Origin of the sequence: Collimonas sp. OK607, assembly GCF_900111995.1 — a bacterium.
Classification (GTDB): domain Bacteria; phylum Pseudomonadota; class Gammaproteobacteria; order Burkholderiales; family Burkholderiaceae_D; genus Collimonas.
On the sequence record NZ_FOKF01000003.1, the window covers coordinates 111,251 to 123,969 of the forward strand.

Here is a 12,719-nt window from a genome sequence, read left to right on the forward strand (position 1 = left end):
ACCTTTGACATTCGCGTCTTCTACCAAAGATTATTGCATTGTCGAAAATTCGATATTAAAGAATGATTGAAAATGTTTAAAAATAAATTATTATTGATTACTGGCGGAACAGGTTCTTTCGGTAATGCTGTCCTAAAGCGATTTTTAGACACGGATATTAGCGAAATACGCATATTTAGCCGTGACGAAAAAAAACAGGACGACATGCGCAAAAGATACAATAGCTCAAAATTGAAATTCTATATTGGGGATGTGAGGGACTATTCGAGCGTTCTGAATGCTACCCGTGGGGTCGATTTTATCTTCCACGCAGCTGCCTTGAAGCAAGTGCCATCCTGCGAATTTCACCCAATGGAAGCGGTCAAGACAAATATCATCGGGACTGATAATCTGTTGGAGGCGGCCATTCAAAATGGCGTGCGACGCGTTGTATGTCTCAGTACCGATAAGGCAGCCTATCCTATCAATGCCATGGGTATCTCGAAGGCGATGATGGAAAAAGTTATGGTCGCAAAGTCGCGAAATGTGGACGATGCTAAGACCGTCATTTGTGGAACTCGCTACGGTAACGTAATGGCCTCCCGCGGTTCTGTGATTCCGTTGTTTGTGGATCAGGTGAGGGCGGGGCTACCGATTACCATCACAGATCCTGCGATGACGCGTTTTATGATGACATTGGAGGACGCCGTTGACCTGGTGCTGTATGCCTTCGAGCATGGCTCCAACGGGGATATCTTCGTCCAAAAAGCGCCTGCGGCAACGGTTGAAACCTTGGTAACGGCGTTATTGGCGACCATGAAAAAGCCAGAACATCCCGTCAATATCATCGGTACACGTCATGGTGAAAAACTGTATGAAACCTTGTTAAGCCGTGAGGAAATGGCTGCAGCCGAGGATCGGGGCGGGTATTTCCGCGTACCACCGGATTTACGCGATTTGAATTATGGGAAATTTGTGGAGCAGGGCGAACAGAAAATTTCTAATTGCGAAGACTATAACTCGCATAATACGGAACGTCTGGACGTCGCGGGTATGCAGGCATTGCTCTCGAAACTGGACTTTATCCGTGCTATAGAACGCGGTGAAAACCCCGTCGCGGAGGGCTGATATGATGAAAGTGCTGGTGACTGGAGCCAATGGTTTCATCGGTAAAAATTTACTGAGTCATTTACGTGAGCGGACAGAGATCGAAATCTTCACATTCCTTAAACACGATCCTCTGTCAGCGCTGACAGAAAAAGTTGCTGCTGCAGATTTTATTTTTCATCTGGCCGGCGTTAACCGCCCGCAAACCGAAACAGAGTTCACTGAGGGTAATACGGATTTGACCCGCGTTTTGTGTGATGCTGTGCGCTCCAGTGGTCGTTCTGTGCCGCTCGTTTATACGTCGTCCATCCAGGCAGAGCGCGGTAATGCTTACGGTACCAGCAAGTTGTTGGCAGAGAACGCTCTGCGTGCGCTGACGGTCGAAATCGGCGCGCCCACCTATCTTTATCGCTTGCCGAACGTATTCGGTAAATGGTGTCGGCCAAATTATAATTCTGCAGTGGCAACGTTCTGCCACAATATTGCCCACGACTTACCCATTCAAATCAACGATCCCGCAGCCGAAATTCAGCTGGTGTATGTGGACGACGTCGTTACAGATTTTTTGCGGATCATGGATCAGCGTCCGCCGAGTGAGGGCTATCAACAGGTGCGACCGGTTTATAGCATTTCGGTAGGTGATTTGGCGCAGCGCTTGCGAACATTCAAGGATAGCCGGAAGTCGCTTGTGACTGAATCGGTTGGCGTCGGGTTGACGCGCGCACTGTATTCGACTTTCATCACATACTTCACGCCAGAACAGTTTTCTTATCCTTTGACCAAACATGAGGATCCACGCGGTGTTTTTGTCGAGATGCTGAAAACCCATGACTCCGGTCAGTTCTCATACTTTACTGCACATCCAGGCATTACCCGAGGCGGTCATTACCACCACACCAAGACAGAGAAGTTCCTAGTCATCAAAGGCGAGGCACGTTTTTGCTTCCGCCATATAGATACCGGAGAGACGCACGAGCATTGCACCAGTGCTAGCTCACCCGAAGTAGTGGAAACTATTCCCGGCTGGTCGCATGACATCACCAACATCGGTGATGAAGAAATGATTGTGATGCTATGGGCGAATGAGATATTCGATCGTCAGCACCCAGATACGATTACGTACAAGGTTTAATCATGAAAAAACTGAAAGTTATGACGGTCGTTGGAACACGACCGGAAATTATTCGCTTGTCCCGAGTGATGGCGAAATTGGACGAATATTGTGATCATGTGATCGCGCATACCGGACAAAACTACGATTACGAACTGAACGAAATTTTTTTCCAGGACCTCGAAGTCCGCAAACCCGATCATTTTCTCAATGCCGCGGGCGCCAATGCCGCAGAAACCATCGGCAAGGTGATTATCGCTGTCGATGCTGTCTTGGCGCAGGTCCAACCTGACGCGCTGCTTATATTGGGAGACACCAATAGCTGTCTGGCCGCAATTCCCGCTAAACGCCGGAAAATCCCGATTTTTCATATGGAGGCAGGCAATCGCTGCTTTGATCAACGCGTGCCGGAGGAAACCAATCGCAAGATTGTGGACCACACCGCCGACATCAATCTTACATACAGCGCTATAGCGCGCGAATATCTGCTGCGCGAGGGGCTGCCGCCTGATCGAATCATCAAGACGGGCAGTCCGATGTATGAAGTGCTGCATCACTATAAAGAAGGAATTGATGCGTCTGATGCATTGAGTCGTTTAGGTTTGACGGAAGGTAAATATTTCGTCGTCAGCGCACATCGGGAAGAAAATATCGACTCGGAAATCAATTTCGAAAAATTAGTGAACGTGCTGAATGCTGTAGCCGAGACGTATAACGAACCGGTCATTGTATCAACCCATCCGCGCACGCAAAAAAAGGTGGACGCGAAGGGCGTGAAATTTCACCCGTTGATTCGTTTACTTAAACCGCTTGGTTTCAAAGACTATGTGAAGTTGCAGGCGTGTTCCAGGGCCGTCTTGTCTGATAGCGGGACGATTACCGAAGAGTCTTCTATCCTTAATTTCCCGGCATTGAATATTCGCGAAGCACACGAGCGGCCGGAAGGAATGGAAGAGGCCGCGGTGATGATGACCGGGCTAGAGGCCGACCGCGTACTGCAAAGTTTGAAGATACTGGACCAGCAGAGACGTGGTGGGGAGCGAGATTTGAAGCTGGTAGCGGATTATAGCGCGTCGAATGTATCAGATAAAGTAGTGCGCATCATTCATAGTTATACCGATTACGTTAACCGGGTTGTTTGGAAAAAATAATATGCGCATGTTATTTATCAGCCAATTATTTGATCCTGAATATTCGATCAAAGGTCTGGATTTTTTAAGCAAATTACGTGAGAAAAATCCAGATCTGAGCATCAATGTCATCACAACTTTTCCGAATTATCCGACTGGTAAGATATTTCCTGGTTATAAGATGCGGCTGTGGCAAACCGAGACAATCAATGGGATTAATATTATCCGTGTCTACTCGCATATATCGCATTCCAGGTCAAAAATATCACGCGCTGTGACATACGCATCATTCATGATAAGCGCGATGATTGCACTTTGTTTTCAGAAAAAACCGGATGTCGTTTACGCATATCATCCTCAAGTAACAACCGGAATATTGGCTTCTTTCTATAAGATGATCAGAGGTGTGCCATTTATCACTGATGTACAAGATTTATGGCCCGATGCCTTGGTGGCGACCAATTCGGCAAAACAAGGCCGCTTATATTCATTTTTGTCAGGTCTTTGTAATTATATTTATAGACGGGCTGACCAAATCGTCGTGTTGTCGCAGGGATATAAAAAAGCATTGATTGAAAGAAATGTTCCAGCAGAAAAGATTTCTGTAATTTATAACTGGTGTCTTGAAGAGTATTCCGATGAAACAGCCCTGTTCGATGCTGAAATCGAGAAATTCAAGCATAAATTTTGTTATATTGGCAATCTTGGCGCTGCGCAAGCATTGACGCCTGTTATTTCGGCATTTTCTCGCTTTAATGGCAGCGAGGTGTGCCTGATTATCATTGGAACTGGGGTTGAGGAAGCTGCATTGAAAGAGCATTTGCAGTCTCTGGGTGCGAAAAATATTTTCTTTCTTGGCTATATTCCGTCGAAGGAAGTGAAGAAATTTCAGAACAGAGCCGATGTCCTTCTTGCCCATTTGAAGAATCAGCGGCTATTTGACATTACGATTCCATCTAAGACTCAATCGTATTTATATGGGAAGAAGCCATTGCTGATGGCGGTAGGCGGAGAAACAGGTCAATTAATCGAGACGGTTAATGCAGGTGTAAAAGCTGCTCCCGAAAATGAAAGCAGCGTTGCTGAAGCGATTACCAGTTTGATTAATCAAAAGGACGACTGGGCCCGGATGGGCAAAAATGGCTACGATTTTTATATGGAAAACATGTCGATAAAAATTGGTAGTGCGAAAATCGCCGAAATATTGCAGAAAATGCTGTATACAAGAAACGAGCAAAAGGGATGACTTCAGTACAGATCAGAACTGCCACCTCGGCCGATATCGAAGCGATTGTTTTGGTGCATAAAGACGCATTCAAAGGATTTTTTCTTACTTCATTGGGAGATGGATTTCTTAGAGAGTTGTATCGGGGATTTCTGGATGGCGAGCAAGGTCTCCTGGTGGTCGCTAGCCGGGGACAGGAAATTTTAGGATTCGCTGCCGGTACTACTGAACCAGATACATTTTTTAAGCGACTAAGGAGAAAGCGGGGAGCAATATTTTTCATCCGCGCCATTCCGGCCATCTTGCGCAGGCCGCTGCCGGTGTTGCATAAAATCTATGGCGCCTTGTTCTACAAGGGAGATCAGCCACAGACTCTGCATCAGGCTGCCTTGTTAAGCAGCATTGGAGTAGCCCCTCATTTTGGCGGGAAATCGTTGGGTGGGCAGTTGCTGGCAGGGTTTGAGCAAGAAGTTTTGTCGAAAGGCCTTAAATTTGTGTATTTGACGACGGATCAGGAAAATAATGATCACGTCAATTCCTTTTATACGAAATACGGTTATAAGCAGGAATCCCAATTCATGCAACAAGGGTCCAGGCCGATGTTGCGATATATAAAACCTCTTGGAAATATCTAATTCATGACTAAATTTTTACCGTTTGCTCTTCCCGAAATCGGCGAAGAAGAAATTCAGGAAGTTGTCGAATGTCTGCGCTCGGGCTGGGTAACCACCGGGCCGAAAACCAAACAATTCGAACAGGATTTCGCCGCTTATTTAGGCGATGGCGGCGAAGCGATCGCAGTGAATTCAGCGACTGCAGGACTGCATTTGGCGTTAGAGGCTTTAGGCGTCGGGCCCGGCGATGAGGTAATCGTGCCGACGCTTACTTTTACTGCAACTGCCGAAGTTGCCAGGTATCTGGGGGCGGAGTTGGTTTTTGTCGATGTTGATCCTATTACGCTCAATATCGATGTGCCAGCAGTCAAAGCCGCCATCACATCGAAAACGAAGGTGATCATGCCGGTGCATTACGCCGGTTTGGCGTGCGATATGGATGCGTTATTGGAGCTTGCCCATGCACATGGGGTGAAAGTTGTAGAGGATGCGGCGCATGCATTCCCGACCAGCTACAAGGGGCGTTTGATAGGCACTTTGGACAGCGATATTACTGTATTCAGTTTTTATGCAAACAAGACTATGACCACTGGCGAAGGTGGCATGGTTGTAACAAAAGATCCTGCCCTTGCCAAGCGTATGAAAATTATGCGTCTTCATGGCATCAGCAAGGATGCATTTGATCGTTTTACCTCCAAAACACCTTCTTGGTTTTATGAAATTGTTGCGCCGGGGTTTAAATATAATTTAACTGATATCGCTTCTGCGATGGGAATTCATCAGTTGCGCAAGATTGATCGCTTTTTGGTGCGACGGCAGCAGTTGGCAAAACGCTATGCCGAAGAACTGGCGGGATTGCCTTTGATTTTGCCAGCGGATGCTCCAGCTGGTGGTACCCACTCATGGCACCTTTATGTGATCCGTCTCCGCGAGGACGTCAGTATTGGACGGGATGCATTTATTCAAGCTCTGTCAGACCGAGGCATCGGCACCAGTGTGCATTACGTTCCCTTGCACAGGCAACCGTACTGGCGCGATACCTATGGCTTGGCCCCCGAGCAATTTCCTCATGCCGATGCCGCTTATAGAGCGATGCTGAGTATCCCGCTATATACGAAAATGAGTGATGAGGATCAAACACGAGTAATACAAGCTCTGAAAGAATTGCTGTGCTGATTAAACGTTGTTTTGATTTTTTTGCGGCGCTGATAGGGCTCATCTTATTATCCCCGCTATTTTTATGGATTTCCTGCCGGATCAAGCTTGATTCTTCCGGGCCAGTTTTTTTTCGGCAGGAGCGGGTTGGTAAAAATAATAAGTTGTTCCGTATATTCAAATTCCGTACTATGACGACGGACAGTGAGTCAAAAGGGCAGATCACCGTTGGCCGTGATGCACGGATAACAAATGTTGGACATGTGATACGTCGCTATAAACTTGACGAATTGCCACAGCTGTTAAATGTGCTTAGCGGTGATATGAGCTTGGTAGGGCCTCGCCCAGAGGTGCCCCGCTTTATTGCCTGTTATCCTGTGGATATTCGTAATATCGTGTTATCCGTGCCACCTGGTATTACTGATTGGGCATCAATCGAATACAAAGATGAAAGCACGATACTTGGTAGAGCAACCGATGCGGAACAAGCGTATATGACAGAGATTCTTCCTGTTAAGATGAAATATTATGTGCGATATGTACAAGAACGCAGTTTTGGAATGGATCTGAAGATTATCTTCCGCACTTTGTGGGTGATCATTAAATAAAACCCGTTCATTACAACTTCTTTCACAGATATTGATACGTTAAAGTCTGCGATTCGGAAAATTATATCGATTTTATTAGATGAAGTTGATACATATAATCATGAAGCGTATTTTTGATCTGTTTTTAAGCCTGTTATTGCTATTAATTTTTTCATCGCCTCTTTTAATTATTGTTTTCCTTATTGCATGCACCTCAAGTGGTCCTGTTTTGTATTGGTCTAATCGAGTAGGTCGTAATAACGTTATTTTCAAGATGCCAAAATTTCGCACTATGCTGGTTGATACACCTGAAGTGGCGACGCATTTATTAAACGACTCCAATAAATTTTTGACCCCAGTTGGCCCTTTTTTGCGCAAATCCAGTTTGGATGAATTACCTCAACTTTGGAGTATCATCAAAGGGGATATGAGTTTTGTCGGCCCGAGGCCTGCGCTGTTCAATCAGGATTGTCTGATTGAATTGCGTACAAAATCCGGTGTAGAGGTTTTACTTCCAGGATTGACAGGCTGGGCCCAAATTAATGGACGAGATGAACTGTCGGTTCCAGAAAAAGTCAGATTAGATGTTGAGTATTTACAGCAGCAATCGTTTTTTTTTGATATGAAAATCGTACTTCTTACTTTTTTAAAAGTAATTCGAAGAGACGGAGTGATGCATTGATCACCTGTGAAGCATCCAGGTTGTTACCTTAGAGGTATTTCGATTTCTTATGCGGGTTATCCGCTGAATTATCAATATGATTTCTTTTTTAAGCTTGCCCCGCGTTCATAAGCAAATAATTGCAGCATCTGCAGATCTAATTTTGTTGCCACTCACATTTTGTCTGGCGATATGGCTGCGTCATGATGGTCTTAATTCGTGGTTGCTGCATCAATATAGCTTATTGATTTTGACAGCACCTTTAATATCAATACCTATTTTTTTAAGATTAGGATTGTATAGAGCTGTTATCCGTTTCATAGACCATAAAATTGTTTATGTAGTGGTATTTGGGGTAACGCTGTCGGTAGTTGCTTTGGGTGCTATCGGGACTTTTACTCAAACAGCTGGCTATTCCAGGGCAGTTTTTGGTATCTATTGGGTTAGTGCGATCTTGTACGTGACGGCTAGCCGATTTCTGGCACGAGGGTATCTGTTGCGTGTTAGCGGAGTGAACGGTGCGGTACCTGTAGCGATCTACGGTGCCGGTCAGGCCGGTACACAGTTGGCGAGTGCTCTTCGGGCCGGCAACGAGTATTTGCCGGTAGCATTTATAGATGACAAGAAGGAATTGCAAAAAGCCACCATTGCAGGCATCAAAGTATTCGCGGCTAATGATTTAGCCAACTTGATTGGGCGATACAATTTCAAAGAAATTTTGCTGGCAATGCCTTCCTTGAGCAAGCTACAGCAAAAGCACATTCTAGATAAACTGGAACCCCTCAAAGTCAAAATCAAAGTAACGCCGCCAATCAAGAGCCTGGTCAATGGCGAACTGCGCGTGCAGGATATTCGTGAGGTCGAGATTGAGGATCTGCTTGGACGTGACCCAGTGGAGCCTAATCCGGAACTGATTTCTGCTTGTATAGTGAATCAGTCTGTGATGGTAACGGGGGCAGGCGGTTCGATCGGCTCAGAACTCTGTCGTCAGATCATACGCCAGCGGCCGTCGCGCCTGATCTTGCTTGAAATGTCAGAATTCGGCCTATATGCGATTGAGCAGGAGCTGAGCGAGTTGCAGCGCAGCCTAGGTCTCAAAATTGAATTGTTGCCGTTTCTGGGTTCGGTGCTGGAAACGGAGAAATGCGAACGCATCATGCGCACGTTTTCAGTTGAAACGGTATACCACGCCGCAGCTTACAAACACGTGCCCTTGGTTGAACACAATCCGATCGAAGGTATCCGGAATAATGTGTTTGGTACGCTGAGCGTAGCCAAAGCCGCCATGGCTGCCGGCGTCAAATCATTCGTATTGATTTCCACTGACAAAGCGGTGCGGCCGACCAATGTAATGGGTTCAACCAAACGATTTGCCGAGTTGATTTTGCAAGCGTTTTCACGAGCGCAAGTCAAAGGTGCGTCAACGACGAGATTTTGCATGGTGCGTTTTGGTAACGTGCTCGGCTCATCCGGTTCAGTTGTTCCTTTATTTCGCAAGCAGATCATGGCAGGTGGGCCAATCACATTAACGCACCCCGAAATCACCCGTTATTTCATGACCATTCCCGAGGCGGCGCAACTGGTGCTGCAGGCCGGAGCGATGGGACAGGGGGGAGATGTGTTTGTCCTGGACATGGGCGATCCGGTAAAAATCATTGATCTGGCGACGCGGATGGTGCATCTAAGTGGGCTGGAAGTATTATCGGATACAACGCCAGACGGCACGATAGAAATCAACCACGTAGGTTTGCGTCCTGGCGAAAAATTATACGAAGAGTTGTTGATTGGCGAAAATGTCGAAGGCACTGAACATCCGCTGATCATGCGCGCGCAGGAAGTTGAAATTCCGTGGGCAACACTGGAAGATTTGTTGGGTAAATTGGAAGACGCTTGCTCCAGGTTTGCGTACGAGGAAGTACGTGAATTATTGCTGCGCACAGTCGCCGAGTATGCACCGCAGTGTGGAATTGAAGATTTTATATGGCGCGCCAAACGTCGCTTGTCAGAGGTGAGCGATACGACGCTGCATTAATCGAGGCAGCAATAATTTGATTGAATTTCACTTATCGGGGGTAGCATGGATTTATCGGGATTAACAGTAGCCGAGTTACGTGCATTGCAGGATCAAGTCAAGCAAGCTTTGAAAGATCGCGAACATCAGGAGCAGGTCAAGGCACGCGAACAAATTTTAGCTATCGCGCAAAGTGCAGGGATCTCGCTGCAGGATTTGCTGGGCGCTCAGTCGCGTGGCAAGAACGCTGCTTCCAAGACAAAAGTAGCGGTGCGTTATCGCCATCCTTCGGATGCGTTATTGCAATGGACCGGCCGCGGTCGCCAGCCTAAATGGATTCAGGACTGGGTCGCTTCCGGTCAATCGCTGGATGCCATACGCGTATAACAATCATCGAAACAATCGCCGTTGTTTTTGCTTTCCGCGAAATAGCGCCAGCCTGACGACCGGTACCTGAACCGAAAGATACGTGCCTGGAATCAGGCCCGTATCTTTCGGTTCGGTGAAACGTCTCATCCATGCCGGCAGCGGCATGTGAACCAATATTGTTGAAGTTTTCTCCCCGCGGAACCCTGCGTTCTCATTACATAAAACTATGCTCCCACTCTCCAAATCGATCTTCAAGGCTTACGACATTCGCGGTGTCATCGGCACCACGTTAGACGCCGGTATCGCCCGCCAAATCGGCCAGGCATTCGGTGTTGCCGTGCGTGCCAAAGGCGAACAAGTGGTGATTATCGGCCGCGACGGCCGTTTGTCCGGGCCGGAACTGACCTCTGCCCTGGCAACCGGTTTGCAGGACGCTGGTGTGGATGTAGTGGATCTGGGCGTTGTGGTGACGCCTATGGTTTATTTCGCTACGCATGTACTTGGCGCGCAATCCGGGATCATGGTCACAGGCAGTCACAATCCTCCCGATTACAACGGCTTCAAGATGGTGCTGGCCGGTGAAGCGATATACGGCGACACCATCCAGCAGCTGTATCAGGCTATCGCGAATGGCGGCGTCAAGACCACCGTGTCAACGCCGCCCGGTAGCTACCGCCAGCACGACATCAAGGATGCCTATCTGCAGCGCATTGTGAGCGATACCAAATTGGCGCGGCCAATGAAAATCGTAGTCGATTGCGGCAACGGCGTGGCCGGCGCTTTTGCCGGCGAGCTCTATCGCGCACTCGGATGCGAAGTACAGGAACTGTTTTGTGAAGTGGACGGCACTTTCCCTAACCATCATCCCGATCCGGCCCATCCCGAAAACCTGCAAGATGTAATTCGCGCATTGCAAAATTCAGATGCCGAAATCGGCCTGGCATTCGATGGCGACGGCGATCGTCTCGGTGTCGTCACCAAGGATGCCCAAATTATCTATCCGGACCGGCAACTGATGCTGTTTGCGGCAGATGTGCTGACGCGTCATCCGGGCCGCGAAATCTTGTACGACGTCAAATGTACCCGCCACCTGGCGCCATGGATTGCCAAGCACGGCGGTAAGCCTCTGATGTGGAAAACCGGTCATTCGCTGGTCAAGGCCAAGATGCGTGAAACCGGTGCGCCGCTGGGCGGTGAAATGAGCGGCCATGTTTTCTTCAAAGACCGCTGGTACGGCTTTGATGACGGTTTGTACGCCGGCGTGCGCTTGCTGGAACTGCTGAGTCGCGAAAGCGATCCTTCGGCGGTGTTGAATGCATTGCCGCAATCCTCCAGCACACCTGAATTGCAATTGAAGCTGGAAGAAGGGGAGAATTTCGCCCTGATCGAGAAATTGCAGCGCGAAGCGCATTTCCCCGGATCTGATGAAATTATCAAGATCGATGGCTTGCGCGTTGAATATGCAGATGGTTTCGGCCTGGCGCGTTCATCCAACACCACGCCGGTTGTGGTGATGCGCTTTGAGGCCGAGTCGGAACAGGCTCTGGCTCGAATCCAGTCTGAATTCAAGCGCGTAATTCTGGCTGCCAAACCCCATGCATCGCTGCCTTTCTAATTTACCTGTCGAAGCGGCTCCGATTTGAACATCCTGATCGTTCGCGTCTCCTCTTTAGGCGACGTGGTGCATAACATGCCAATGGTGTCGGACATCCGACGCCACTATCCCGACGCGAATATCGATTGGGTCGTGGAAGAGGGTTACACCGGCCTGGTACGCATGAATCACGACGTACGTCGCATCATACCGATTGCCCTGCGGCGCTGGCGCAAGAGTCTGTCGTCCGCCGCCACACGGGCGGAAATTTCGAATTTCAGGCAACAGCTCAAGCAGGATGCCTACGATATCGTGTTCGATACGCAAGGTTTGCTGAAAACCAGCGTAGTCATGCGGATGGCGCGGCTTGCTCCCGGTGGCCAACGGGTCGGATTGGCAAACGCGACTGAGGGCTCCGGCTATGAGCCGCTGTCACGCATATTTCATACCAAGAGTGTCGAAGTGGGCCTGCATACGCACGCTGTATTGCGCGCCCGCGAAGTAGCGGCAAAGGCGCTTGGCTACGGCGTTGATGGCGTTGCAGATTTCAATCTGCATCCTCCGGCCATGACGTCCGCGGAGCGACCAGCATGGCTGCCAGACGAACCATATGCCGTTTTTTTCCATGGCACGGCGCGCGCTGCCAAACAGTGGCCCAATGCTAACTGGGTGCGCATTGCCGCCTTGTTGGCCGAACGCGATCTGCCGGTGTTGCTGCCCTGGGGCAGCGATGCTGAGAAAAAAACTGCGGAGCAGTTGGCAAGCCAAATGACCAATGCCCAGGTGCTCCCCAAATTGCCGCTGATGGAAGCGGTATTGCTGGCTCAGCGTGCTGCATTGGTGATCGGCGTCGATACCGGCCTGACCCATATCGCGGCTGCATTCAACCGTCCGACCATTGAGCTATATTGCGATTCGCCGCGCTGGAAAACCGAAGGCAACTGGTCGTCGCAAATTATCAATCTGGGTGAACTTGGCGCGCCTCCTACTGTGGAACAGGTCGCGTTGGCGGTGGACACGCTGACGCAAAAAATCGATTGGCGGAAGGCAGCAGGAGTCGAACCTACCCGGGAGTGACTGGCACCCCCCACCGGGTTTGAAGCCCGGCCGCATCACCGGATACGTGTGCCTTCCTTGGTGCGTTATTTTATCCTTTATCCTTTATCCTTTATCCTG

Annotated in this window: 12 protein-coding genes and 1 tRNA gene; 12 read left to right on the forward strand and 1 reads right to left on the reverse strand. The window is 48.7% G+C overall.

Going from position 1 to position 12,719, the window contains the following annotated elements; translation table 11 throughout:
* Window positions 1-72 precede the first annotated feature (72 nt).
* The 12 genes from BM029_RS03780 (at window position 73) to waaC (ending at window position 12,620) form a co-directional block, all read left to right on the forward strand.
* Window positions 73-1,107 (forward strand): polysaccharide biosynthesis protein, encoded by a 1,035-nt coding sequence (locus tag BM029_RS03780; protein WP_092432772.1) that lies wholly within the window; start codon window positions 73-75, stop codon window positions 1,105-1,107.
* Between the two features lies 1 nt (window position 1,108).
* Window positions 1,109-2,218: a UDP-2-acetamido-2,6-beta-L-arabino-hexul-4-ose reductase gene (locus tag BM029_RS03785; RefSeq protein WP_244544887.1), complete on the forward strand. Its 1,110-nt coding sequence runs from the start codon at window positions 1,109-1,111 to the stop codon at window positions 2,216-2,218.
* A gap of 2 nt (window positions 2,219-2,220) precedes the next feature.
* Window positions 2,221-3,348, forward strand: coding sequence for a non-hydrolyzing UDP-N-acetylglucosamine 2-epimerase (wecB, locus tag BM029_RS03790; protein ID WP_092432774.1), 1,128 nt, complete (start codon window positions 2,221-2,223; stop codon window positions 3,346-3,348).
* A 1-nt stretch (window position 3,349) separates the two neighbouring features.
* On the forward strand, window positions 3,350-4,573 hold the full coding sequence (locus tag BM029_RS03795; RefSeq protein ID WP_092432775.1) for a glycosyltransferase family 4 protein: 1,224 nt from the start codon (window positions 3,350-3,352) through the stop codon (window positions 4,571-4,573).
* Window positions 4,570-5,187 (forward strand): GNAT family N-acetyltransferase, encoded by a 618-nt coding sequence (locus BM029_RS03800; RefSeq protein WP_092432777.1) that lies wholly within the window; start codon window positions 4,570-4,572, stop codon window positions 5,185-5,187. Before BM029_RS03795 ends, BM029_RS03800 begins: the two co-directional genes overlap by 4 nt.
* Before the next feature lie 3 nt (window positions 5,188-5,190).
* Window positions 5,191-6,342 carry a DegT/DnrJ/EryC1/StrS family aminotransferase gene (locus tag BM029_RS03805; protein ID WP_092432778.1) on the forward strand — a complete coding sequence of 384 codons (1,152 nt, stop codon included), beginning with the start codon at window positions 5,191-5,193 and terminating at the stop codon, window positions 6,340-6,342.
* Window positions 6,336-6,929 (forward strand): sugar transferase, encoded by a 594-nt coding sequence (locus BM029_RS03810; protein WP_092432780.1) that lies wholly within the window; start codon window positions 6,336-6,338, stop codon window positions 6,927-6,929. The genes BM029_RS03805 and BM029_RS03810 overlap by 7 nt, the downstream gene beginning before the upstream one ends.
* A 100-nt stretch (window positions 6,930-7,029) precedes the next feature.
* A complete protein-coding gene (locus BM029_RS03815; protein ID WP_092432946.1) occupies window positions 7,030-7,590 on the forward strand; it encodes a sugar transferase in 561 nt (186 codons plus the stop codon).
* A gap of 76 nt (window positions 7,591-7,666) precedes the next feature.
* Entirely contained in the window at window positions 7,667-9,601 is a 1,935-nt protein-coding gene (locus tag BM029_RS03820; protein ID WP_092432797.1) for a polysaccharide biosynthesis protein, read from the forward strand.
* Between the two features lie 45 nt (window positions 9,602-9,646).
* Window positions 9,647-9,967, forward strand: a complete 321-nt coding sequence (locus BM029_RS03825; protein WP_092432798.1) for an H-NS histone family protein — start codon at window positions 9,647-9,649, stop codon at window positions 9,965-9,967.
* A 208-nt stretch (window positions 9,968-10,175) separates the two neighbouring features.
* Window positions 10,176-11,564: a phosphomannomutase/phosphoglucomutase gene (locus tag BM029_RS03830; RefSeq protein ID WP_092432799.1), complete on the forward strand. Its 1,389-nt coding sequence runs from the start codon at window positions 10,176-10,178 to the stop codon at window positions 11,562-11,564.
* A gap of 24 nt (window positions 11,565-11,588) precedes the next feature.
* Entirely contained in the window at window positions 11,589-12,620 is a 1,032-nt protein-coding gene (gene waaC / locus BM029_RS03835; RefSeq protein ID WP_092432800.1) for a lipopolysaccharide heptosyltransferase I, read from the forward strand.
* Here waaC and BM029_RS03840 read toward each other — a convergent pair.
* Window positions 12,582-12,677 (reverse strand) — tRNA-Sec (locus tag BM029_RS03840). The two genes, waaC and BM029_RS03840, sit on opposite strands and share 39 nt — an antisense overlap.
* Window positions 12,678-12,719 lie beyond the last annotated feature (42 nt).